General features: G+C 69.4%; 17 protein-coding genes. 8 read left to right on the forward strand and 9 right to left on the reverse strand.

The features are described from left to right. Nucleotides 1-135: 135 nt before the first annotated feature. Nucleotides 136-2,133 carry an alpha-L-arabinofuranosidase C-terminal domain-containing protein gene (locus tag ASD35_RS17130; RefSeq protein WP_056876179.1) on the reverse strand — a complete coding sequence of 666 codons (1,998 nt, stop codon included), beginning with the start codon at nucleotides 2,131-2,133 and terminating at the stop codon, nucleotides 136-138. Between the two features lie 345 nt (nucleotides 2,134-2,478). On the opposite strand from ASD35_RS17130, the gene ASD35_RS28315 reads away from it, so the two are divergent. From ASD35_RS28315 to ASD35_RS17140, 3 genes are all read left to right on the forward strand, one after another. After that, entirely contained in the window at nucleotides 2,479-2,604 is a 126-nt protein-coding gene (locus tag ASD35_RS28315) for a hypothetical protein (RefSeq protein ID WP_255354531.1), read from the forward strand. Between the two features lie 163 nt (nucleotides 2,605-2,767). Then, on the forward strand, nucleotides 2,768-3,268 hold the full coding sequence (locus tag ASD35_RS27820; RefSeq protein ID WP_200956064.1) for a hypothetical protein: 501 nt from the start codon (nucleotides 2,768-2,770) through the stop codon (nucleotides 3,266-3,268). Nucleotides 3,269-3,309: 41 nt separating this feature from the next. After that, complete coding sequence (locus ASD35_RS17140) at nucleotides 3,310-3,762, forward strand: MarR family winged helix-turn-helix transcriptional regulator (protein WP_056876181.1); 453 nt, start codon at nucleotides 3,310-3,312, stop codon at nucleotides 3,760-3,762. Nucleotides 3,763-3,918: 156 nt separating this feature from the next. On the opposite strand, the gene ASD35_RS17145 is transcribed toward ASD35_RS17140, so the two are convergent. From ASD35_RS17145 to ASD35_RS17180, 8 genes are all read right to left on the reverse strand, one after another. Continuing rightward, nucleotides 3,919-5,268, reverse strand: coding sequence for a glycoside hydrolase family 27 protein (locus ASD35_RS17145; RefSeq protein ID WP_056876182.1), 1,350 nt, complete (start codon nucleotides 5,266-5,268; stop codon nucleotides 3,919-3,921). A gap of 120 nt (nucleotides 5,269-5,388) precedes the next feature. Beyond that, on the reverse strand, nucleotides 5,389-6,321 hold the full coding sequence (locus ASD35_RS17150) for an alpha/beta hydrolase (RefSeq protein WP_056876183.1): 933 nt from the start codon (nucleotides 6,319-6,321) through the stop codon (nucleotides 5,389-5,391). Between the two features lie 22 nt (nucleotides 6,322-6,343). Next, nucleotides 6,344-8,788, reverse strand: coding sequence for an RND family transporter (locus tag ASD35_RS17155; protein ID WP_056876184.1), 2,445 nt, complete (start codon nucleotides 8,786-8,788; stop codon nucleotides 6,344-6,346). A 17-nt stretch (nucleotides 8,789-8,805) separates the two neighbouring features. After that, nucleotides 8,806-9,828, reverse strand: a complete 1,023-nt coding sequence (locus ASD35_RS17160) for a YCF48-related protein (protein WP_056876185.1) — start codon at nucleotides 9,826-9,828, stop codon at nucleotides 8,806-8,808. Continuing rightward, the gene (locus tag ASD35_RS17165; protein ID WP_056876186.1) at nucleotides 9,828-11,174 is read right to left on the reverse strand and encodes a DUF1329 domain-containing protein; all 1,347 of its coding nucleotides are present in this window, start codon (nucleotides 11,172-11,174) and stop codon (nucleotides 9,828-9,830) included. Before ASD35_RS17165 ends, ASD35_RS17160 begins: the two co-directional genes overlap by 1 nt. Nucleotides 11,175-11,191: 17 nt before the next feature. Then, nucleotides 11,192-12,931, reverse strand: a complete 1,740-nt coding sequence (locus ASD35_RS17170) for a DUF1302 domain-containing protein (RefSeq protein WP_056876187.1) — start codon at nucleotides 12,929-12,931, stop codon at nucleotides 11,192-11,194. A gap of 50 nt (nucleotides 12,932-12,981) precedes the next feature. Next, the gene (locus tag ASD35_RS17175; protein WP_056876188.1) at nucleotides 12,982-13,749 is read right to left on the reverse strand and encodes a coniferyl-alcohol dehydrogenase; all 768 of its coding nucleotides are present in this window, start codon (nucleotides 13,747-13,749) and stop codon (nucleotides 12,982-12,984) included. A gap of 29 nt (nucleotides 13,750-13,778) precedes the next feature. Next, nucleotides 13,779-15,245: a benzaldehyde dehydrogenase gene (locus tag ASD35_RS17180; protein ID WP_056876189.1), complete on the reverse strand. Its 1,467-nt coding sequence runs from the start codon at nucleotides 15,243-15,245 to the stop codon at nucleotides 13,779-13,781. A gap of 283 nt (nucleotides 15,246-15,528) precedes the next feature. Here ASD35_RS17180 and ASD35_RS17185 point away from each other — a divergent pair, with 283 nt between their 5' ends. From ASD35_RS17185 to ASD35_RS17205, 5 genes are all read left to right on the forward strand, one after another. After that, nucleotides 15,529-17,328 (forward strand): sigma-54-dependent Fis family transcriptional regulator, encoded by a 1,800-nt coding sequence (locus ASD35_RS17185; protein WP_056876190.1) that lies wholly within the window; start codon nucleotides 15,529-15,531, stop codon nucleotides 17,326-17,328. Between the two features lie 241 nt (nucleotides 17,329-17,569). Beyond that, nucleotides 17,570-18,811 (forward strand): thiolase family protein, encoded by a 1,242-nt coding sequence (locus ASD35_RS17190; protein ID WP_056876191.1) that lies wholly within the window; start codon nucleotides 17,570-17,572, stop codon nucleotides 18,809-18,811. Further along, a complete protein-coding gene (locus tag ASD35_RS17195; RefSeq protein ID WP_056876192.1) occupies nucleotides 18,808-20,376 on the forward strand; it encodes an acyl CoA:acetate/3-ketoacid CoA transferase in 1,569 nt (522 codons plus the stop codon). Before ASD35_RS17190 ends, ASD35_RS17195 begins: the two co-directional genes overlap by 4 nt. Continuing rightward, entirely contained in the window at nucleotides 20,373-21,188 is an 816-nt protein-coding gene (locus ASD35_RS17200; RefSeq protein WP_056876193.1) for a crotonase/enoyl-CoA hydratase family protein, read from the forward strand. The genes ASD35_RS17195 and ASD35_RS17200 overlap by 4 nt, the downstream gene beginning before the upstream one ends. Further along, the gene (locus ASD35_RS17205; protein WP_056876194.1) at nucleotides 21,185-23,035 is read left to right on the forward strand and encodes a feruloyl-CoA synthase; all 1,851 of its coding nucleotides are present in this window, start codon (nucleotides 21,185-21,187) and stop codon (nucleotides 23,033-23,035) included. The genes ASD35_RS17200 and ASD35_RS17205 overlap by 4 nt, the downstream gene beginning before the upstream one ends. Nucleotides 23,036-23,039 lie beyond the last annotated feature (4 nt).

Raw genomic sequence — 23,039 nt, forward strand, 5'->3', positions numbered from 1 at the left:
CGCCACGCTGCGGCACCCTGTCGGCGCAGCCGACACACTGGACGCCCGCGCAGGCGTTGGCACTCTTCGAGTGCCTGCAGCCCCTGAGCGAGCAGCACTGGACCGTTTACGGATCCTCGGATCCAGCCCGACGGTTCACCGGGTCTCAATCTCCAGGACGCCCACCGAGTAGGCGGGTAGCGTCAGCGTGAATTCGCGCGCAATGCCCTTGAGGGGCTGGGTCTTCGGCGCGACGCGGGTCGGCTCGTCCAGCGAGTTGGCTGCATCGGGGTTGGCCGAGCTCATCACGGTCAGCTGGGCCGTGGGTGCAAGCTTGTTCACGCCGGTCAGCTTCACGCGCACCGGCTGATCGGTGGCGGCGCGGCTGGCGAACTTGATCTGGATGCGGCCCGGCTTGCCGGCCTCGTCCTTGCGCGTCACCACCCAGTGCAGGGCCGGGAAGGTCTTGCCGTTGTCACTGGTCCAGTTCGGGATGTCGCGCCCGGAGGACTCCAGCACCACGTCGCCCAGGTGGCTGGAGAACATGGTCTGCACGTAGTACGACGGCGTGCCATAGGACTTCAGCGCGTCGTAGCCGATCAGGTTGGTGGCCCATTGCAGGGACCGGTCGCGGCTGTGTCCCGACACCCGGCTGAGATTGGCCAGCAGCGGTGCGTAGGCCGCCATCTGTACCACGTCGGCATTGCGCTCCAGGCTGGCCAGGTAGGCGGCGTCGGCAATGGCGGCCCTCATGTTCGGCATGGGCCAGCCCTGGTGGGTGGCCCACTCGCCGACGAACACCTTCGGGTCGGTACGCGGGCGCTTGTCGTAGTCGGTCAGGTGCTCGTACATCTGCGCCTCGCCCCAGGCGTAGGTGTGGTCGTCTATCATCTCGGGGCGCTGTGAAGGCGTCGCGCTGGCCGCCATCGTCGAAATGAGCGTCAGTTGCGGGTACCTGGCCTTGATCGCCTTGTGGAAGATCGAGAAGCGCTTGTCGTAGGAGCCCGACTTGTCGAAGACGTCCTCGTTGCCGATCTCGACGTGACTCATCTTGAAGGGCTCGGGGTGGCCGTCCCTGGCGCGTTGCGCGCCCCATTTGGTGTCAGCGCCGCCGATGATGTATTCGATCTGGTCCAAGGCTTCCTGCACGAAGGGCGCCAGGTCTTCTTCAGAGGACAGCCGCTCGCCATTGAGGGCGTAGCCCGCGAACACATCGAGCAGGGGCTCCATGCCGAGGTCTTCGCACCACAGCAGGAATTCCAACATGCCCATGCCGTCGGTGGACCAATAGTTCCAGGGGCTGCGGTGGCCGGGCCGCTGCGCCGGGTCGCCGATGGTCTTCTTCCACTCGAAGCGCTGCCCGAAGGTGTCGCCCTCGACGTAGTTGCCGCCAGGAAAGCGCAGGAACTTCGGCTTCAGGCCCGCCATCAGCTCCATCAGGTCCGGGCGCAGCCCGTTCGGGCGGTTCTTGTAGGTGGGACCGAACACCGACACCTGTTGCAGCCAGAGCTTGCCCGGCCGGCTGGCGGTGAGCGTGAAGACGTTGTCCTTGGACGGCACCAGCTCACTGCCGGTGCGCAGCGTGATCTGGAACTTCTTCCAGTCGCGCCCGACGCCGTCCACCTTGCCGGAGACGAGCGAGGCGCCACCAGCCTTGACGAGCGAGGCCAGCAGTGGGCCGATTTCGCCTTCAGCCTTGGCATAGAAGGACACGGTGTAGCTGGTGTCGGGTTTGAGGCCGATGCCCCAGTAGCCACCGTTGCGGATGCCCGCCGGCTGCTCGGGCGATGCGCTTTTGAGAGTCAGCGCCAGGCTCAAGTCCAGCGCGTCGTTGAGCTTGTTGTTCCTGTCCAGGGCCAGCTCGGCCGCACCGACGGCGTTCCAGTACACCGGCTCCTCAGCCTGGTAGGCGTAACCCGCTTCGCCCTTGAAGCTGCGGTTGCGGATCAGTTCACCGTAAAGGCCGCCTTCGTAGGCAAAGTTGATCTCTTCGGTCATGAGACCGTACATGCGGGGGTTGATGCGGGTCTTGACCCGGTCGGCCGTGATATGGATCTCGGGCTGCGATGCAACCCCGGTCGACTGAGCATTCGCCGGCAGTGCAAGGAACGCACTGGCCAGCGTGCACAGGGACGTCAGATTGATGTTTCTCATGGAAGTAGTCAAACAAGGAATCGGCGTTACGACAGGTGGCATGGAGGTACAAGAGGCGGACCGCGGCGGGCTAGGTCCGCAGCCCAACGACGGCTAAGCGCCCGAGCGCTTCGGCACACGCCGGCATCGTCGGATGCAGCAGCGTGCGGCCGAACCAGAAGTCTTCGCCAAGCGTTTACAGGCGCCAATGCAGGCGCAGCGTTGCATGTTGGGTGGGCAGATGAAGGAGGACACTGCTGCGGATTGACCAAATTGCGGTCTTGCCACTTTGCCACATAGCAACGTTGGTATTACCACATTGTGGTCCCGCAGCCGGTCCGACGGCACCACAACTGCGTCATCGTGATGACGGGCTACTCCGAGCAGATCCGGCTGGCCATGGCTCAAGGCTTCACGGTGCTGGCCAAGCCGACCTCCGCGGAGCGCTTGGCCAGCGTGCTGCAGGATGCGCTCTCCACAAAAAAACGCTGAGCGGCTGTAATTTCCTCCGGACGCTGCACACGGTGGACGATGGCGCCAGGCCTCAGAGGCCAGTCAAGGAGCGCCGGAGCTCGAAGGCAAAGCGGTCATAGGCGCCGGCACACCGCGGGCGACCGCTTGCCGCTGCAGCCGACGTTCAACTGACGAACTGTGAATGGCTCTCGCCAGCCTGAAGCAGCCAGCATCTCCGCACCCGGCGCTGGACCGAGTGGTCAAGTCACCGGACACGCTGCCCTGCGCGACACCTCCGGACAAGGTGCTCGTCAGGCGCCGGATTCCGTGCTCAGAAGACGCTGGACCTGGTGCTCACGTCGCGTCGAAAAATGCAACGGCGGCCCTGTACGGCTTCGGTGCCAACGAGGCGCTGCTGGGCGACGTGCTGGTGCACCACCGCGAAGAACGCATCGTGCTGACGAGCAAATGCGGCATGCACGGCGTGAACGGCCAGCGCGTCATGCTGCACAGGGGCGAGCACATCATTCCGATTCCGGGCACGTCCAAACCCGAGCACTTGCGGGAACTGATCGCTGCACCTCAACTCGAACTGGATACGCCGACGTTGAAGCGGCTCGACGCGCTGATCAACCGCCACACCGTCAGCGGCGCACGCTACGGCGCGGCCACGCAGGCCGAGATCGACACCGAGGAGTTCTGACCACCGCGGCGGACAGCAGGCCATGGTTATCCTGCGCACCCATGAGCTCGACCCGCGAGAAGTCCCCTCCCCTCGACCAGTCCCGCCTGGCCCACACGCTGGGCTATGCCATCGCGCGCGCGGCCGTCACCACCAACCAGCTGTTCAGCCAGGGCGTGGGCGAGCCGCTGGGCGTGCGGCCGGTGGAGTTCACGCTGCTGCAGCTGATCTTCTCGAACCGCAACACCACGCAGAAGCGCCTGTGCGACCTGCTGCGCGTGCCGGCGCCGCAGATGACGCTCATCCTCGACCGCCTGCAGGAGCGCGGCTGGGTCGAGCGCGAACGCGACGCCAACGACCGGCGTGCGCTGCACCTGCGGCTCACGGCCGAAGGCGAGCGCCTGGCCGAGGAAAGCCTCGTGGCGCTGCAGGTGGCCGAGCAGGCGCTGGACCGCGTGCTGTCCAGCGGCGAGCGGCTGCTGCTGCAGGAGCTGCTCGCCAAGGTCGCACGCTGAGATAGAGCTGCCCCTCGCCCAGTCCCGCACCGCTGAACGCGGGCGCGCCTGGTCGGTCCCCCGAGGGGACGGCGATGCTTGCGGCAATTGAGCCGCTCGCAAATCGCCAGTGCGGGCCGGCTTGGGAGCGGCCCGGCGCTCGGCCCGCTGACCCCGTCAGCTGAGCCGGTAGAGCCCCGCACCATGCGACGGCAGCTGCTGGGCAAAGCGGCCCGACGCCGTGTCGAGAGGCTTGCGCGCCCACAGGTCGCGCACCTGGCGAACACCGTCCAGCCCCAGGTCGCGCAGCGCGATGCCGACCTCGCGGGCCTTGTCCGTCGGGTTGAACAGCGCGACATAGCGGCCCTTGCCGTCGGCTGGCTTCGCCGACCAGATGCGCACGAAGTCCTCGACGAAATGCGGCCGGTTGTCCGAGCTCGCCTGGTCCACCGCCAGCACCTCGGGGTTGGTCAGCAGCGCCAGCGTCGGCTCGTCCAGGTGGCGCAGGTCGCCGCCCATGATCAGCGGCGAGCGCGTGATGGCCCACAGCGTCATCAGCGTGCGCTGCTCGTCGGGGGTGAAGCGGGTGTTGCGCTCACCCAGCGCCAGGCGGCCCAGCGGCAGCATGTCCGGGTCCGGCCAGGCGCCCGGCTTGCGCCAGGGGTTCCAGTTCTCCAGCCGCGTGAACTGGGCGTCCAGCATGGGCCATTCGTCCCAGAAGTCGTCGGAGATGCGCCACATCTGCGCGAACTGGCGCACATGCTCGGCGCGGCTGACGGGCGTCTCGCCCGGCGACAGGCTGAGCGCCATCGGCCGCTTGGTGCGCTGGATGGCGCGGTGGGCGGCCTCGATCTCCGGCGCGTGGGCGTCGTAGGGCCGGCTCATGTCGTCCATCTTGATGAAATCGACGCCCCAGGAGGCGTAAAGCGCGAACACGCTGTCGTAGTAGGCCTGCGCGCCGGGCTTGCGCATGTCAACGCCGTACATGTCGGGGTTCCAAGTGCAGACGCTGGTGGTGTCGGCAATGTCGGCGGCGCGATAGGGCGTGCCCAGGATGGGCAGATTGCGCTTCACAGCCAGGCGCGGGATGCCGCGCATCAGGTGGATGCCGAACTTCAGGCCCATCGCATGCACGTCGGCTGCCAACGGCGCGAAGCCCTTGCCGCCGGCGCTGGACGGGAAACGGTTCTCGGCCGGGATCAGCCGGCCGTAGCCGTCCATTGCCGGCTCGGGGTTGGCGGCGTAGGTGTAGCTCGACGCCCCGGGCTCGTACCACTGGATGTCGATGGTGAAGATGTTGTAGCCGGCCGGCAGCAGCTTGTCGGCCATGATGCGTGCCGTCTCGCGCGCCTGGGCCTCGTTGATGGTGGTGGCGAAGCTGTTCCAGCTGTTCCAGCCCATCGGCGGCGTGGGGGCCAACAGGCCCTTGGCGGGCGCTGTGGCGACGGTAGTCGCCTGGGCAGGCAGCGTGGACGCGGCGATGCCGGTGAGGCCGGCGCCGATCAGGCCCCTTCGATTCAATGCCATGGATGCTCTCTGGTCTCGTTTGTCGTGGCGCGGGGTGTACGGCATTCCACGAGAACAATCCAATGGCGATTTCCTCTCAAGTCATACCGGTTTCGACATGGCTTGGGCGGCGCCAGCCGGTCACGGCTGCAAAACCTGCTGCAATGCGCTCGCCATTTGCCCCAGCGCCAGCCGCGCTGCCGGCACGGCGCCCGCCATGCTGATGAAGCCGTGCGCCAGGCCGTGGTACTCGACGACGGTGACGGCGTTGCCGGCCGCGGCCAGCGCCTCGCCGTAGGCCATGCCCTCGTCGCGGAGCGCGTCGTGGGCCGCCAGCACCAGCAGCGTGGGCGGCAGGCCGGCGAGGCTGGGCGCCAGCAGCGGTGCGCCGCGCCAGTCGGGCGCCTTACCCGCCGGGCCGTAGTAATGACGGTTGAAGTAGTCCATGGTCCGCAGTGTTAGCGTCGGGCCGGCGGCGTGCCGCTGGCGGGACGGGTAGTCGCCGTCATGGCCACCGGCGGCCGCCGGGTAGACGAGGAGCTGGAAGGCGATGGCCGGCCCACCCGCATCACGCGCCAGCAAGGCAGTGGTGGTGGCCAGCGTGGCGCCGGCGCTGTCCCCGGCCACAGCCAGGCGGTTCGGGTCGCCGCCGAAGCTGCGGATGCTCTCGGCCACCCAGCCCAGTGCGGCGTGGCAATCGTCGATGGCCGCCGGATAGGGATGCTCGGGCGCCAGGCGATAGGCGGCGCTGACGATCATCACGCCGCTGTCGGCGCAGAGCTGGCGGCAGACGGCGTCGTAGCCTTCGAGGTCGCCGAGCACGAAGCCGCCACCGTGGAAATACAGCGTCACGGGTAGAGCCGCAGTCGCGCCGTGGGGTTTGTAGATGCGCACGTTCACGGCCTGGCCGGCGAAGCTGGTTTCGTGCGGCGTCACGCTGACATCGGCGGGCGGCGCGGTCGCGGCCGTGCAGATCATGTGGTACAGGCCACGGCAGGCCTCGGGCGGCAGGTCGCTGAGGTCGGGGGCGCCAGCCGCTTGGGCAAGTACGTGCTTCAGGTGCAGGTCGAGCATGGGAGTCTCCTCGGGAACGGGGTCAAAGGGAGGCCGGCTGCGCGGCGGTGTCGTGGGCGTGCCGCTGCTGCGGCAGCTCGGCCGCGCGGGCGGGCTTCAGCAGCCAATGCGCCAGCGCCGGCACCAGCACCAAGGCGCCCACCATGTTCCACACGAACATGAAGGCCAGCAGGATGCCCATGTCGGCCTGGAACTTGATCGGCGACAGCGCCCAGGTGCCCACGGCGAGTGCCAGCGTGACGCCGGTCAGCATCACCACGCGGCCGGTGAACTGCAGCGCATGCAGATAGGCCGCCGACAGGCTCTCGCCCGCGCGCAGCCTGGCCAGCATGACGCTGAGCACGTAGAGCGCGTAGTCGACGCCGATGCCCACGCCCAGCGCGATGACGGGCAGCGTGGCCACCTTGACGCCCATGCCCAGGCCCACCATCAGCGCTTCGCACAGGATGGAGGTCAGCACCAGCGGCAGCACGGCGACGACGACGGCGCGCCAGGAGCGGAAGGTCACCCAGCACAGCACGACGACGGCGCCATAGACCCACCACAGCATCTCGTTCATGGCCTGCTTGACGACGATGTTGGTCGCCGCGGCGATGCCGGCCGAACCGGCGGCGAGCATGAAGCGCTCGTCCTTCGTCGAGTTCTTCGCGATGAAGTCCTCCACCGTCGCGACGACCGTGCCCAGCGTCTCGGCCTTGTGGTCCTTCAGGTAGACGTAGAGCGACAGGAAGGAGCAGCCCTGGTTGAACAGCTCGCGCGGTGCGCGGGTCTGCACACCGCCCAGCGCGCTGTCGTTGGGGATCAGCTCATACCACTTCAGCTGGCCCTCGTTGTAGCCCACCATCGCGAGCTTGGAGAGGGCCGCCATGGAGTTGGTGGACTCGACGCCGGGCAGTTGCTCCAGCCGCCAGGCGAGCTGGTCGACCTTGGCCAGCGTGCCGTAGCGCGTGCACTGGTCTTCCGGCGTGGAGACCATGACGACGAGGATGTCGCTGGACGCGGCGTAGTGCTGGGTGACGTAGTCGTTGTCGCGGTTGTAGCGCGAGTCGGCGCGCAGCTCGGGGGCGCCCGGGTCGAGGTCGCCGACGTGCAGCCGCGTGCTGACCGCGTAGCCAGCGATGGCCAGCACGGCCGACACGCCCAGGGCCAGCAGCGCCGGGCCGCGCTGCGTGAAGCGGTCGAGCAATCGCCACATCCGCGAGCTGCCGGCGGCGGGGTTGAACTCGGGATCGTCACGCAGGCTGCGCCTGGCCGCCGCCGGGCTCACGCCGACATAGGACAGCAGGATGGGCAGCAGCACGAGGTTGGTGAAGATCAGCACGGCCACGCCGATGCTGGCCACCAGCGCCAGGTCCTGGATGGCCTGGATCTTGATCAGCGCCAGCACCGCGAAGCCGACGGCGTCGCACAGCAGCGCCGTCAGGCCGGCGACGAAGAGCCGGCGGAAGGTGTAGCGCGCCGCGACGACGCGATGCGTGCCGCGGCCCACGTCCTGCATGATGCCGTTCATCTTCTGCGCGCCATGGCTCATGCCGATGGCGAAGACGAGGAAGGGCACCAGCACGGAGTACGGGTCCAGCGCATAGCCGAGCAGCGCCAGCAGGCCGAACTGCCAGACGACGGCGATCAGCGAGCAGGCCACGACGAGGGCGGTGCTGCGCGCGCAGCGCGTGTAGGCCCACAGCACGCCGGCGCAGATGACCAGCGCCACGCCGAAGAACACCAGCACCTGGCGCAGGCCCTCGATGAGGTCGCCAATGACCTTGGCGAAGCCGGTCACGTGCAGCGCGATGGCGTCGCTGTCGTACTTGGCGCGCAGCGCCTCGACCTGGCGGCCGAGCTCGCCGTAGTCCAGCGCCTGGCCGGTCTTGGGGTTCACGTCGAGCAGCGGCACGAAGACGATGCTGGACTTGGCGTCACCGGCGACGATCTGGCCGATCTCGCCGGAGCGCTCGACATTGGCGCGCACCTCGGCCAGCGCGGCGGGCGAGCCGTCGTAGCTGTCGCCCATGACGGTGTTGCCGTCCAGCCCGTCCTCGGTCACGGCGACCCAGCGGGTGTTGGCCGTCCACAGCGACTTCATGAAGGGCCGGTCCACGCCGGGCATCAGGTAGATCTCGTCGCTGATCTTCTGCAGCGTGTCGAGGTAGTGCTTGTCGTAGATCGTGCCCTTCCTGGCCTCGACGACGATGCGCAGCGCATTGCCCTGGCCGCCGAGGTCGCCCTTGTGCGCCAGGTAGTTGGCGATGTAGGGGTGGGACGTCGGGATGGTCTTCTCGAAGCTGGCGTTGAGCGTCAGCTTGAAGGCCTGCTGGCCCAGCCACAGCGTGGCCAGCAGGCACAGCAGCATGACCCAGGGCCGGTGGTTGAAGAGCAGCCGCTCGGCCCAGGAGCCGGAGCGAGTGTCGAAGTCGTCGAGCTGGGTGATGACCGGTGGGGCGCCCAGCGTGTCGGTGGCGGCGTGCATCGTCGTGTCGGAAAAGTTCAGGGCTGGGCGCGGCGGGTGCCGCGCAGGCTGGCGATGACCCAGGCGCCATCGGGTGCAGCGGCCAGGCCGGCAGCGGGCAAGGGCCCGCCGGGCGAAGGCTGCCGCATGAACGTGCGGCCGTCATCGCTGCTGGTGAAGGCGTCGCCGTTCTGGGCCAGCAGCGTCAGCTCGCCGCGCCGCTCGATGCCGGCCTGCAAGGTCAGCGGCGTACCGAGTTCGACCTTGTCCCAGTTCGCGCCGGCATCGCCCGAGCGGAAGACGCTGCCGCGCAGGCCGTAGGCCAGCAGCGCGCCGGTGTGCGAGGCCAGCAGGCCGAAGAAGCTGCCCTTGTAGGGCGAGGCCAACGGCGTGAACGTGACGCCGCCGTCGCTGGAGCGCAGCAGCAGGCCTTGCTCACCGGCGATGAACCACTGGCCGGCGACGACGCGAACGCCGTACAGGTGCAGGCCACGCGGGTTGGCGGCGCGCGTCGGCAGCGGCTGCCAGCTGGCGCCGCCATCGCGCGTGGCCATGGCCAGACCGTAGGCCCCGACGGCGACGGCCTGGCGGGCGTCGATCACGTCCAGGTCGAACCAGGGCTTGTCGGCGCCCTCGTCCACGAAGCGCTGGGCGACGCGTCGGCCGGCATCGTCGGTGGCGGCGGCCAGCATCGCCCGGGCAGCCTGCAGGCCGTCGAGCTGCTTGGTCCATGTCTTGCCGCCGTCGCTGGTCTTCAGGATGACGCCGAGATGGCCGGCGGCCCAGCCGTTCTGCGCATCGACGAAGCGCAGCGTCGTGAGTCCGGCGCGCACCGGCACGGCGGCCTGCTGCCAGGCCTTGCCGCTGTCGTCGGACCACAGCACCGTGCCGCGTTCTCCCGCCGCCACCAGGCGGTCACCGGCGCGGGCCACGGCCAGCGTGGCCGCGCCCAGCGCCTTGGGGCTGACCAGTGCCGGCTCGGCCAGCGCGGCCGGCGCCGGTGCGGCGGCCTGGGCCGCCACAGCAGCGCAGGCCAGCGCAAGGAGCGCCAGCCTTTTCATCAACGTGCTCCCTCGTTGGCCAGCTCTTCAGGACTGAAGAAGCTGCGTGGCAGCGGTGCGACGACCTTGTACTGGCTGGCCAGCTCGTTGCTCGCCATGTTCAGGTAGTAGGCGCCGGTCTGCAGGTCGTAGCCGCCCCACAGCATGTTGCCGACGACGGCCGGGATGTCGGGCGCCGTCAGCGTCAGCGTGTAGTTGGTGCGCCAGAGGTCGCCCTTGGCGTCCCAGCCGTCGAACAGCATGATCTGCCAGCTGTCCTCGTCGATGTAGTACTTGCGCTTCGGGACCACATGGCGCTTGCCCTCGGCCAGCGTCGCCTCGACCTCCCAGACGCGGTGCAGCTCCCAGCGCACGACGCCGGGGTTCAGCGTGTTGGGCGTGACGAGGTCGGCCACCTTGGTCGCCGCCGCCTTGTTGTTGTTGTAGGGGATGTAGAGCTCGCGCTTGCCGACCAGCTTGAGGTTGTGCTTGTCGATGGGGCCGAACAACATGAAGGCTTCGTCGAACAGGCCGATGCCCGAGGTCACCGAGTCCGGCGTGTCGTAGGCCACCGACGGCGCCTTGCGCACGCGGCGCTGGCCCACCAGGTATTGCCACAGCCCGCGCGGGTTGCTGGCGTTGAGGTTGTCATGCGCCAGGATGGCCTCACCCGCCTTGGAGCCCGGCTCGCTGACGACGAACTTGCCCAGGCCCGCATAGCCGTCGAACTTCTCGAGGCTGCCCTCGGGGTCGTAGTACTGCTTGCGAAAGCTCTGCGTGCCGCCCGAGGCCATGGCGCGCTTGCCGTCGGCCGTCACGACCCAGACGCGCACCGGCGCCTGCACATAGGTGCCGACCCAGGCGAGGCGGTGGTTCTGGAACACCTCATAGCCGTCCTTCGGAATCGGGAACGGCGTGCCGCCATAGGCGCCTTCGGTGCCCTGGCCGTTGTCGACGAGCTTGGCGCGCGTGGCGTTCTTGAAGGTGTTGTCGTAGACCCATTGCGGCGCGGCGGCCGTGCGGTGGGTCGGGTAGACGTCGATGCGGAAGTCGGCGTGCTTCTTCATCAGCGCCTTCACGCCGTCGCTCAACTTGGCGTCGTACTGCGCCATGTTCTTGGCGTTGATGGAGTACAGCGGCTTCTCGGCGGCGAAGGGGTCGGGCCGTGCGTCACCGGCCTTGAAGCCGGCGGGCGCCTTGGTGAGGCCGCCGTCCCAGGCCGGGATGCTGCCGTCCTTGTTGGCGGCGCGCTCGGCGCCCAGCGGGGTCAGCGTGGTCTTGAGCTTGGCAGCTTCCTCGGCCGACACGGCGGCGAGGGCTTGCACGGCGAGGGCCAGCAGGCTGGCGGTCAAAAGCAGTTTCTTCATGCGAGTCTCCGGAGTTCTTAGAAGGTGCGCGAGACGGTGAAGCTCAGGTTGGCGCGGTCGCGCAGCGACTGGCCGAAGGTGAGCTGGCGCGGCGAGCCGCTGCCGGGCACGAGGGTCTCGGTGAAGGTCTTGGCGGTGCCGAAGAAGTCGCTGTAGGTCAGCGCGAAGTTCCAGGCGTTCTGGTACTTGCCCTTCAGGCCGATGCTGAAGTCGCCCGCGCTGGACGCGCCGCCGGCGAAGTTGGCGATGGCCGACGAGCGGCCGCCAAAGTTGTAGCCCAGGCCGATGGGCACGGAGAGGTCCAGCCCCGCCAGCACCTGGAAGTACTGCGGCTCGAACAGCATGCGGAAGGCGAAGGCGCCCTTGGTGGTGTGCGGGTCCAGGCCGCCGATGCCGACGCTCGTTCCGCCCGGCCCGATCGCAAAGATGTCCTTGGTGATGCTGAGCCGGCGGTTGTAGGCCAGCTCGGCCACCACGGCGCCGCCCTGCCACAGCGCATTGGGCTGCAGCACGTAGATGCCCGAGGCCTGCAGATGGGCCGTGCGGCCGACGGCGAAACAGGGGTTGGTGCTGCCACCGCAGCTCAGCACGGGGCCCAGGCCCAGCACGGCGGGGTCGCTGTTCAGCGGTGCGTTCCAGCGCACCGAGCCCTCGACGGCCCAGTTGAGTTGACCCACAGACGACGTGACGCTGGCGCCGACCGTCTTGATGTCGTCGGCATAGGCCAGATGGACATTGCCGTTGACGAAGTCGAACACCGGCACGGCCGGCGTCTTGTCGTGGTACTGCGCCGCGTAGAGGCCGAACTCGTAGTCGCCGCCCGTCGGGCTCAGGCGCAGCTGCAGGCCGCCCTGCCCCGAGTTGCGCGGCCGCAGGTCCTTGCTCTTGTCGTAGCTCAGCAGGATGGGCGCGCCCTGCGGCGTCACGCCGAAGTTGACGGTGCCGGTGCCGACGTAGTCCTGGTTGGAGAAGAAGCTGCCGACGCCGGGGATCTTGCTCGGCCGCCACTTGAGCTGGTAGTAAGCCCCCAGCGAGATGCCTTCGGCGATCTGCAGCGAGGCCGACACCTGCTCCACCGGCAGCAGCACTTCCTTGAACTGCCAGCCGGGCACGGAGACGATCTTGGCGACGTCGACCGGCCCCTGCGCATTGGCGATACCGTTCTGGCCGAAGAACAGGCTCTCGCCCCACTGCAGCGTGTGGCGGCCGATGCGCACGGTGCTCTTCATGCCGCCGAGGTCGCCCTTGAAATAGACGAAGGCGTCCAGGAACTCGCCGCTCTGGCCGTGCTGGCGGCGCGTGTCGGGCAGGAAGTCGTTGGGGGCCTGGCCGGCGTAGGTGTTGGACGTCGGGATGACGGGGCCGAGGGCATTGCCGCCGGCATACAGCGGCGTGCCGGCGTAGCTGTTCTTGCGCAGATAGACCGAGTCGCGCCAGGCGTTGCCGCTCAGGCGCGCGCCCCAGCCGGGGCCGGCCAGGTCGATCTCGGCCAGCAGGTCGAAGCGGTTGGAGATCTGGCCGCGCTTGAAATTGTGGTCGCCATCGTCCTCGTTGACGGTGCCAGGGTCCTTGGCCACGTCCAGCCGCGTCAGCGCGTCGGACGGACTCTTGGTCCGCACGGCGGTGCTGTACTTGGGCGTCAGGTCCAGGCGCAGCTTGTAGTCGCTGCCGGGCAGCTCGATGTCGAAGGCGTGTGCAGCGGCCGGCAGGGCGAGCGCTGCCGCCACCGCCAGCGCATGGCGGGTATGTCTTGTCATGTCGTCTCCTCGGTTGTGAAAGTTGCGGGCTCAGCGGCCCGCTTGGGGGTTCAGTAGTAGGTCGAGGCCAAGCCGCCATCCACGGGCAGGTTGACGCCGCTGATCCAGCGCGACTCGTCGGCGCACAGGAAGGCGACGACCGGCGCGACCTCGTCGGCCAGCGCGGGGCGCTTGATGCGGTGCGAGTCCTTCTGCACGCGCTCCTCGCCGAGCATCTGCACGAAGTCGCCCAGGATGGGCGTCAGCACCGGGCCGGGCGCCACGCAGTTCATGCGCACGCCGTTGCCCAGGAACCACTTCTGCGACTGCGTCAGGGTCCAGACGATCAGCGCCTCCTTGAAGTACTGGTAGCAGGTCTCCTGCGGCACCGGCTTCTTCGCGAGGAAGGCCAGGCCGGCCTCGAAGTTGGGCGTTTCGGCCAGGGCCTTGTGGACATCCAGCCGCGCCGGCCATTCGGCGCCCAGGATGGAGGCGATGTTGACGATGGCGCCGCCTTGCGGAAGCCGCTCGATGGCGCGCGTGCAGAGGTGGCGCAGGCCCAGGTAGTTGACGCGGGCCACCAGGTCGACCGGCGCCGTGCCGGGCACGCCGGCGATGTTGCACAGCGCGTCGAAGCGCTCGGGCAGCCGCTTGAAGGCCGCGTCGACGGCCGACTGCTCGGACAGGTCGGCCTTGACGAAGCCGTCCAGCGTCAGCAGCGGATCGTTGCGGTCCACGCCGATGACGCGCGCGCCCTTGAGGCGCAGGAAGCGCGCGGTCTCGGCGCCGATGCCGGAGCTGGCGCCGGTGATGACGATGGTCTTGCCTTGGAAGTTCATGGCTTGTCTCCTGATGGTTTGTTGTCGGTTCAGAAGGGGAACTGGGGCGGCGTGTCTTTCACCGTCAGCCACTGCCACGTGCTGAACTGCTCCCAGTCGCCGGGGCCGCCGTGGGAGTTGCCGTTGCCGGCGATGCCGGGGCCGCCGAAGGGGTTGACCGCGTCGTCGTTGACGGTCTGGTCGTTGATGTGGACCATGCCGGCGCGCAGCTGGTTGCCCACCGCCAGCGCACGGCCCACCGAGCGGGAGATGACGCCGGCCGACAGGCCGCCATGGCTGTCGTTGGCCAGGGCGACGGCCTCGGCGTCGGTCTTGAAGGTGACGAGGTTGACGACCGGGCCGAAGGTCTCGTCGTCGAAGGTCGGCATGCCGGGCTTGACGCCGGCCAGCACGGTGGGCTTGTAGAACAGGCGGTCGTAAGTGCCGCCGGCCAGCAGTTGCGCACCGGCCTTGACGCTGGCCTGCACGGCGGCATGCACGCGGTCGCGCTGGCGCTCGTCGATCAGCGGCCCCAAGGCCACCTGGCCGGTGGCGCCGTCGCCCACCGGCAGGTGCTGGGCCTTGGCGACGAGGCGCTCTGTGATGGCCGGGGCGATGTCTTCATGCACGAGCACGCGGTTGCTGGCCATGCAGATCTGGCCCTGGTGCAGCCAGGCGCCCCAGGCGATGTTGCTGGCGGCGAGGTCCAGGTCGGCGTCGTCCAGCACGACGAGGGCGTTGCTGCCGCCGAGTTCCAGAGACACCTTCTTCAGGTGCCGGCCCGCCAGCTCGCCGATGTGGCGGCCCACGCCGGCCGAGCCGGTGAAGGAGATCATCGCGACGGCCGGGTCGCTGACGAGTGCCTGGCCCACGTCCGCGCCGCCCGGCAGCACGTGCAGCAGGCCGGCGGGCAGGCCGGCCGCCTCGAAGACCTGGGCGATCATGAAACCGCCGCTGACCGGCGTGCGCGGGTCGGGCTTGATGATGACGGCGTTGCCCGCGGCCAGCGCCGGGGCGACGACGCGCAGCGTCAGGATCAGCGGGAAGTTGAAGGGCGAGATGACGCCCACGACGCCGAGCGGCACGCGCCGGGCGATGGACATGCGGCCCGGCGTGCTGGGCAAGACCTGGCCCTGCGCCTGCAGCGGCATCGCTGCGGCGATCTGGCAGAAGGCGACGGCCTCGCGCAGCTCGTGCTGGCCCTTGGGCAGGATGCCGCCGGTCTCGCGGGTCACGAACAGCGCCAGCTCATCGAAATGCTGCTGGAACAACTGAGCCGCGCGCAGGAACACGGCGGCGCGCTCGCGCGGCGGCATGGCGGCCCAGGCGGCCTGGGCGGCAGTGGCGGCTTGGGTGGCGGGCGCCACGTCGGCAGCCACTGCGCGGCCGGTGCACGCCAGCACGGTGCCCGTCGCCGGCTCGATCACGTCGGCGGCCTGCGACGCGGCGCGCCAGCCGCTGCTGTACAGGTGTTCGCGCCACAGCGCGGGGTCGAGTAGGGGCTGAGGAGTCGTCATGGCGGGGCTGCTGGGGTGGGTTGCGGAAAGCGCGAACTCGGTGCTCGCTCGCCCAGTTCCAGTGCAACCCCCATGCCTCGCCGTGCCAGCCCGGTGCGCGGGCGTGGTTGGGGAGTGCGTCGCGAACGATCGTTTTCAGAGTGAAAACATCGATCGACCCTGGGACTTTCCCTGGCTCTCGTAAAGAGCCCTGGAACACGGGTTAGCCCTCAATCCAGATATTTATCAAATGAAAACAATTCGCCGACGCGACCCGTCGCCAACCTTCTGAATTCATCAACCCATGACCAAGCCGCCCCGCATCTCCCTGGCCGAAGTGGCCCGCCAGACCGGCGCCATGCTGCGGCGCGGCGACAGTAAGCACTTCGTCGAGGGCCAGGCGCCGACGATGGGCGACCTGACCGAATCGCTGTTCTTCTCGCCCGGTGACGGCCGCATCTGGCTGAACGACCAGCGCATGCTTTTGCTGCACAGCTCGGCCGTCGGCCATATGCGCCGCGAGCTGATCGACACGCTGGGCATGGAGCGCGCACGCGGGCTGCTGACGCGGGCCGGCTATGTCTCCGGCGCGCGCGACGCGCAGCTGGTGCGCGAGCGCTGGCCCAACGCCGACGCGGCCAACGTCTTCATGGCCGGCACGCGGCTGCATGCGCTGGAGGGCGTGGTCAAGGTGACGCCGCTGGCCTTCGACTTCGACATCGACCGCGGCACCTACGAAGGCGAGTTCCTGTGGGAGCACTCCAGCGAGGACGACGAGCACATCAGCGCCTACGGCATCGGCACGGAGGCGGCCTGCTGGTCGCAGGTGGGCTATGCGACGGGCTATGTGACCAGCCTGTTCGGCCAGCTCGTCATCTTCCGCGAGGTGGAGTGCCGGGCCATGGGCGCCAGCGTCTGCCGCGTCATCGGCCGCCACGCCGCCGGCTGGGGCGACATCAGCGAGGACCTGCGCTACCTGGAGGCCAAGGACTTCCGCCGCCTGAGCGCCCCGGCGTCTGAGCCTGGCGAAGCGCCGGCCACGGCCGCCGCTGCCGACGACGACAAGCCGGCTACCGAACGCCACGACATCGTCGGCGCGTCATCCGCCTTCAACTCCGCCTGCCACCAGCTGGCCCGCGTGGCGGGTACGCGCGCCACCGTGCTGTTCACTGGCGAGTCGGGCGTCGGCAAGGAGGCCTTCGCGCGCCGGCTGCACCGCATCAGCCCGCGCGCGGGCGAGCCCTTCGTGGCCGTCAACTGCGCGGCCATCCCGGAGACCCTGATCGAGAGCGAGCTGTTCGGCGTCGAGCGCGGCGCCTTCACCGGCGCCAGCCAGTCGCGCCCCGGGCGCTTCGAGCGGGCCGACGGCGGCACGCTGTTCCTGGACGAGATTGGCACGCTCAGCCTCGTCAGCCAGGGCAAGCTGCTGCGGGCGCTGCAGGAGGGCGAGGTCGAGCGCGTGGGCGGCACGCGCGTGCTGGAGGTCGACGTGCGCGTCGTCGCGGCCACCAACGTGGACCTGCAGGCCGAGGTACGCGCCGGGCGCTTCCGCGAGGACCTGTTCTACCGCCTCAACGTCTACCCCATCCACCTGCCGCCGCTGCGCGAGCGGCGCGACGACATCCCGCTGCTGATGGCGCACTTCCTGCGCCGCGAGGCGCGGCGCCACGGCCGCCACCCGACGGGCTTCACACCGCGCGCCGTGCGGGCGATGCTGCACTACGCCTTCCCCGGCAACATCCGCGAGTTGCAGAACCTGGTGGAGCGCGGCGTCATCTCGGCCGAGGACGGCCAGGCCATAGACGTGGCCCACATGTTCCGCCGCGAGCAGCTCAGCGACGAAGCCCTGCTGGCCATCGGCGCCCACGGCACGCTGCAGAAAAGCGCCGCGCCGCCGCCGCGGCTGCTTGACCTGCTGGGCGAGGCGCTGCAGACCGGCGGCGCCGGCCATGTCGAGCTGGACGCCATCGAGCGCCAGCTGCTGCAGGAAGCCACCGAGGCCGAGCACGGCAACCTCGCCGCCGCCGCGCGCCGGCTGGGCATCACGCGGGCGCAGCTCGCCTATCGGCTGCAGCGCGCGGCGCAGCCCCCCTCGCCAGCCTGAGCCCAGGCGAGCGCGAGGCGTGCCAAACAGTTGTTTCTGCAAAACGATTCCGCCAAGCGGCCGAGCTCGCGACCCGCAGTGAACGCGCCGTCACCACGGCGGGACACCTCTTGCAGATTTCAAGGATTCCCGCCATTTCAAGAACACATGGATTCGCGCAAACCCTAGATGACGAGCCGATGATTTAGTTAATACTGTTAATCATAAAAGCCATGAAGCTGGCCCGCCGCCAGCCGGATCCATGCCCGATTTCTCTGCCCGATTCGACGACCACTGGCTGCTCGGTGGCGCGCGCACACCCTGGGTCGACTATTGCGGCGCCCTCGCCGACGTGTCGCCCATCGACCTGGGCATCAAGGCGGCCCGCGCCGCGCTGGCGCGCACCGATGTGCCAGGCAGCGCGGTTGACTCCGTCGTCACCGCCTCCATGGCCCAGGCCTCGTTCGACGCCTACATGCTGCCCCGCCACATCGGCCTGTATGCCGGCGTGCCCGTCGAGGTGCCGGCCATCGGGGTGCAGCGCATCTGCGGCAGCGGCTTCGAGATCATTCGCCAGGCGGCCGACCAGATCACGCTGGGCTATGCGAGCCTCGCGCTCGTCGTCGGCGCCGAGTCGATGTCGCGCAACCCCATCTGCGCCTACACGCACCGGGGCGGCTTCAAGCTGGGTGCACCGGTCGAGTTCAAGGATTTCCTCTGGGAAGCTCTCGACGACCCCGCGGCCAAGGTCTCGATGATCCAGACTGCCGAGAACCTGGCGAAGAAATACGGCATCACCCGCGCCGAGGTGGACACCTATGCCGCCGCCTCCTTCGAGCGCGCGTTGCGCGCCCAGGCCGAGGGCTTCTTCGAGGCCGAGATCGTGCCGGTGACCAGCGAGCGCTTCGACCTCGAAGGCTACGAGCCGCGCGGCATCAAGCTGCCGCGCAAGGTGGCCGCGGCCGACCGCGACACCCATCCACGCCCCTCTTCGTTCGAGGCGCTGTCCTCACTGCGCACCGTCTATGAAGGCGGCGTGCAGACGGCCGGCAACTCCTCGGCGCTGGTCGACGGCGCGGCGGCCGTCGTCGTCGCCTCGGGCGCCCAGGTGCGCGACCGCGGGTTGAAGCCCCTCGCCCGGCTGCGCGGCGCGGCGGCCGCCGGCGTGCCGCCCGAGATCATGGGCATAGGCTCGGCGCCAGCCATTCGCGCGCTGCTCAAGCGCTGCGAGCTCAAGCTGTCCGACATCGACCTCTTGGAGATCAACGAGGCCCAGGGCGCCCAGACCCTGGCCTGCGTGAAGGAGCTTGGCCTGGACCCGGCCAGGCTCAACGTCAACGGCGGCTCCATCGCCCTCGGCCACCCGCTCGCCGCCACCGGCGTGCGCCTCACCCTCACCGCTGCGCGCGAACTGCAGCGCCGCGGCGGCCGTTACGCCGTCGTCGCCGCCTGCATCGGCGGCGGCCAGGGCATGGCCCTGCTCATCGAGAACACCCAAGCATGAAGATCATCACCGCCGACCAGGTCGGCCCCCTCGTCAAGGACGGCGCCACCCTCTTCCTCGGCGGCCTGGCCATGATGGGCCTGGCCGAGGAGGCCCTGCAGGGGCTGGAGCGCCACTTCCTCGCCACCGGCCATCCACGCCAGCTCACCACCTGGGCCTGCGGCGCCATCGGCAACGCCGGCAGCGGCGGCATGGCGCACTTCGCCCACGCGGGCATGGTCAAGCGCGTCGTCGCCGGGCACTTCGGCCAGACCGGCAAGGCCATGATGGCCATGGTGCACGCTGGCGAGGTCGAGGCCTACAACTTCCCGCAGGGGTCCCTCTCCAGCCTCACGCGCCACATCGCCAGCCGCTCGCCGGGCCTGCTGACCAAGGTGGGCCTGGGCACCTTCGTGGACCCACGGCTGGAAGGCGGCAAGCTCAACGCCGCAGCCAAGGAAGACCTGGTGCGCCTGGTCGAGTTCGAGGGCGAGGAATGGCTCTTCCACCCTTCGCCGCGCATCGACGTCGCCTTCATCCGCGCCACCTATGCCGACGAGCGCGGCAACCTCAGCCTGGACAAGGAAGGCATCCTGCTGGAGCAGCTGTCCATCGCCCAGGCCGCGCGCGCCTGCGGCGGCATCGTCATCGCCCAGGTCGAAGCCGTCGTCGCCGCCGGCAGCCTGCATCCCAAGAGCGTCAAGGTGCCCGGCCTGGTGGTGGACTACGTCGTCGTCGCCAAGCCCGAGAACCACCTGCAGACCATCACGACCGCCTTCAACCCCGCCTTCAGCGGCGACGTGCGCGTGCCGCTGGGCAGCATGCCCGCCATGCCGCTGGACGAGCGAAAGGTCATCGCCCGCCGCGCGGCGCTGGAGCTGCGCCCCGGCGCCGTCACCAACCTAGGCATCGGCATCCCGGCGGGCGTGCCGTCCGTCGCCGCCGAGGAAGGCGTGGCCGACCTGCTCAGCCTCAGCGTCGAGTGCGGCGTCAACGGCGGCGTGCCGGCCCAGGGCGGCGACTTCGGCATGGCCTGGAACCCCGAGTCCATCATCGAGCAGTCCTCGCAGTTCGACTTCTACGACGGCGGCGGCCTGGACTGCAGCTTCCTGGGCCTGGCCCAGGCCGATCGCCACGGCAACGTCAACGTCAGCAAGTTCAACGGCCGGCCCGTGGGCTGCGGTGGCTTCATCAACATCACCGCGTCCACGCCGCGCCTCGTGTTCTGCGGCAGCTTCACGGCCGGCGGCGTGGGCCTGGCCGTTGCCGACGGCCGGCTGCACATCCGCCAGGAAGGCCGCTCGCGCAAGTTCGTCGAGCAGGTCGAGCAGATCACCTTCAACGGCCGCGACGCCGCCAAGCGCGGCCAGGAGGTGCTGTTCGTCACCGAACGCGCTGTGTTCGCGCTGCGGCCCGACGGCCTGGAGCTGACCGAGATCGCGCCCGGCGTCGACCTCGAACGCGACGTGCTGGCCCACATGGAGTTCCGCCCGCTGATGCGCAACGTGAAGACCATGGATGCCGGCCTCTTCCGCGATCACTGGGGCGGCCTGGCCGCCGCTCTCTCGAAACTGGACAACGCATGAACGCCGCCACCGACTTCCTCCCCGCTGGCGGCCTGCTGGCCCAGCTGGACCTGCTGCGGATCGAGCATGCCGCCGCCGTCACCCACCTGTGCCTGAACCGCCCGGCCAAGCGCAATGCCATCAACGAGGAGTTGATGCGCCAGCTGCACACCGCCCTGCTCAACCTGCCGGCGTCGACCAAGGCGCTGGTCATCAGCGGCGAGGGGGAGCACTTCTGCGCCGGCCTGGACCTGTCGGACCTCAGCGAGCGCAGCGTCGCCGAGGGCGTGCTGCACTCGCGCGGCTGGCATGTGGTCATGGACGCCATCCAGTTCTGCCGCGTGCCGGTCGTCGCTGCGCTGCACGGCGCCGTCGTGGGCGGCGGCCTGGAGCTGGCTGCCGCCGCGCACATCCGCGTGGCCGACGACACCACCTACTTCGCCCTGCCCGAGGGCCAGCGCGGCATCTTCGTCGGCGGCGGCGGCTCGGCGCGCATCCCGCGCCTGGCCGGCGTGGCCTGCATGACCGACATGATGCTGACCGGCCGCGTGCTTGATGCCGCCGAGGGCGAGCGCCGCGGCCTGGCCCAGTACGTCGTACCAGCCGGCCAGGCCGTCGCCAAGGCCGTCGAGCTGGCCGGGCGCATCGCGCAGAACGCGCCGCTGTCCAACTTCGCCGTCACGCAGGCGCTGCCGCGCATCGCCGACCTGCCGCAGGCCGACGGCCTTTTCGTGGAGTCGCTGATGGCGGCCATCGCCCAGGGCGACGAGGCGGCCAAGGAGCGGCTGCAGGACTTCCTGCAGAAGCGCACGCCCAAGGTCGTCAAGTCATGAAGCCGCGCTACCGCCCGGTCGCCATCGGCGGCTGCCTGGACAACGTCAGCGTCGAGCCCCTTGCCGACGGCGGCTTCGTGCTGCGCTCGACCGAGCCGCTAGGCGCCTACCCGGCGCACATGGGCGAGCGCCTGCGGCACTGGGCACAGGTGGCGCCGGACCGGCTGCTGGCCGCGCAGCGCGGGGCGGATGGCGGCTGGCGGCGCGTCAGCTATGGCGGCATGGTCGAGCGGGCGCGCTCCCTTGGCCAGGCGCTGCTGGACAGGGGTTTGAGCGTCGAGCGGCCGCTGGTCGTCCTGTCGGACAACGACCTGGAGCACCTCAGCCTGATGCTGGGCGCCATGTGGGCGGGCATCCCCTGCGTCAGCGTCTCGCCGGCCTATTCGCTGGTCTCGACCGACCACGGCCGCCTGCGCCACATCCTTGCCAAGGCGACGCCGGGCGCGGTCTATGCGGCGGACCTGAGCTATGTCAGGGCGATCGCAGCCGCCGTCCCGGCGGACGCCTTCGTTATCCTCGGCCAGGGGCAACTCGACGGCCGCACCACCGAGCGCTTCGCCGACCTGCTCGACACGCCGCCCGGCCCCGCGCTGGATGCCGCCCACGCCCGGGTCGGCCCCGACACCATCGCCAAGCTGATGTTCACGTCCGGCTCCACCAAGGCGCCCAAGGGTGTGGTCATGACGCAGCGCATGTGGTGCGCCAACCAGCAGATGACGCTGCAGGCCATGCCTTTCCTCGCCGAGCAGCCGCCGGTGGTGCTGGACTGGCTGCCCTGGAACCACACCTTCGGCGGCAACCACAACCTCGGCATCGTGCTTTACAACGGCGGCAGCCTGCACATCGACGAGGGCCGGCCCTTGCCCGGGCGCTTCGACGCCACGCTGCGCAATCTGCGCGAGGTGGCGCCGACGATCTTCTTCAACGTGCCCAAGGGCCTTGACGAACTCATCTCGGCGCTGCAGGCCGACAAGGCGCTGCGCGACCACTTCTTCAGCCGGCTGCAGCTGGTGGAGTGCGGCGGCGCCGGGCTGCCGCAGAAAGCGCTGGACGCCTTCAACGAGCTGGCCGAGGCCGCCATCGGCGAGCGCGTTCGCCTCGCGGCCGGGCTGGGCATGACCGAGACCGCACCCACCTGCACCTTCGCCATCCCCGAAGAGGCCCGCGCCGGCTTCATCGGTTTGCCCGTACCCGGCGTGGACGTCAAGCTGGTACCCATGGGTGACAAGGCCGAGGTGCGCTTTCGCGGTGCCAATGTCATGCCCGGCTACTGGCGCGAGCCCGAGCTGACGCAGGACGCCTTCGACGACGAGGGCTACTACCGCACCGGCGATGCCGCCCGGCCTTGCAACCCCACCGACCCCACGCAGGGCCTGATGTTCGACGGCCGCATCGCCGAGGACTTCAAGCTCTCCACCGGCACCTTCGTCAGCGTCGGCCCGCTGCGCGCCCGCGTCATCGCCTTGGGCTTCCCGTGCGTGCACGACGCCGTCGTCACGGGCCTGGGGCGCGACGAGATCGGCCTGCTGATCGTGCCGCGCATCAACGAAGCGCGACGCCTGGCCGGGCTGCCCGACAGCGCCGCCACCGCCGACGTGCTGAACCACGCGGCCGTGCGCGGCTTCTTCCAGGCGCTGGCCAACCAGCTGTGGGTCGAGGGCACGGGCAGCGCCACCCGCCCGGCCCGCCTGCTGCTGCTGGCCGAGCCGCCGTCCATCGACGGCTGCGAGATCACCGACAAGGGCTCGATCAACCAGCGCGCCGTGCTGAGCCGCCGCGCCGCCCTCGTCGAGCTGCTGCACGAGGCCCCCGCGGGCCACCCTGACGTCATCACCCCGAACCGCTGAACAC

This window comes from Pelomonas sp. Root1444 (assembly GCF_001426885.1).
Taxonomy (GTDB): domain Bacteria; phylum Pseudomonadota; class Gammaproteobacteria; order Burkholderiales; family Burkholderiaceae_C; genus Pelomonas.

What these genes read in the sequence shown, in the direction of transcription:
- ASD35_RS17180 (WP_056876189.1), bottom strand. Translation starts at nt 15,245, where the DNA reads ATGACGACTCCTCAGCCCCTACTCGACCCCGCGCTGTGGCGCGAACAC.
- ASD35_RS17150 (WP_056876183.1), bottom strand. Translation starts at nt 6,321, where the DNA reads ATGCTCGACCTGCACCTGAAGCACGTACTTGCCCAAGCGGCTGGCGCC.
- ASD35_RS17190 (WP_056876191.1), top strand. Translation starts at nt 17,570, where the DNA reads ATGCCCGATTTCTCTGCCCGATTCGACGACCACTGGCTGCTCGGTGGC.
- ASD35_RS17145 (WP_056876182.1), bottom strand. Translation starts at nt 5,268, where the DNA reads ATGGCATTGAATCGAAGGGGCCTGATCGGCGCCGGCCTCACCGGCATC.
- ASD35_RS17155 (WP_056876184.1), bottom strand. Translation starts at nt 8,788, where the DNA reads ATGCACGCCGCCACCGACACGCTGGGCGCCCCACCGGTCATCACCCAG.
- ASD35_RS17165 (WP_056876186.1), bottom strand. Translation starts at nt 11,174, where the DNA reads ATGAAGAAACTGCTTTTGACCGCCAGCCTGCTGGCCCTCGCCGTGCAA.
- ASD35_RS27820 (WP_200956064.1), top strand. Translation starts at nt 2,768, where the DNA reads ATGGCTCTCGCCAGCCTGAAGCAGCCAGCATCTCCGCACCCGGCGCTG.
- ASD35_RS17200 (WP_056876193.1), top strand. Translation starts at nt 20,373, where the DNA reads ATGAACGCCGCCACCGACTTCCTCCCCGCTGGCGGCCTGCTGGCCCAG.
- ASD35_RS17195 (WP_056876192.1), top strand. Translation starts at nt 18,808, where the DNA reads ATGAAGATCATCACCGCCGACCAGGTCGGCCCCCTCGTCAAGGACGGC.
- ASD35_RS17140 (WP_056876181.1), top strand. Translation starts at nt 3,310, where the DNA reads ATGAGCTCGACCCGCGAGAAGTCCCCTCCCCTCGACCAGTCCCGCCTG.
- ASD35_RS17170 (WP_056876187.1), bottom strand. Translation starts at nt 12,931, where the DNA reads ATGACAAGACATACCCGCCATGCGCTGGCGGTGGCGGCAGCGCTCGCC.
- ASD35_RS17205 (WP_056876194.1), top strand. Translation starts at nt 21,185, where the DNA reads ATGAAGCCGCGCTACCGCCCGGTCGCCATCGGCGGCTGCCTGGACAAC.
- ASD35_RS17160 (WP_056876185.1), bottom strand. Translation starts at nt 9,828, where the DNA reads ATGAAAAGGCTGGCGCTCCTTGCGCTGGCCTGCGCTGCTGTGGCGGCC.
- ASD35_RS28315 (WP_255354531.1), top strand. Translation starts at nt 2,479, where the DNA reads ATGACGGGCTACTCCGAGCAGATCCGGCTGGCCATGGCTCAAGGCTTC.
- ASD35_RS17175 (WP_056876188.1), bottom strand. Translation starts at nt 13,749, where the DNA reads ATGAACTTCCAAGGCAAGACCATCGTCATCACCGGCGCCAGCTCCGGC.
- ASD35_RS17185 (WP_056876190.1), top strand. Translation starts at nt 15,529, where the DNA reads ATGACCAAGCCGCCCCGCATCTCCCTGGCCGAAGTGGCCCGCCAGACC.
- ASD35_RS17130 (WP_056876179.1), bottom strand. Translation starts at nt 2,133, where the DNA reads ATGAGAAACATCAATCTGACGTCCCTGTGCACGCTGGCCAGTGCGTTC.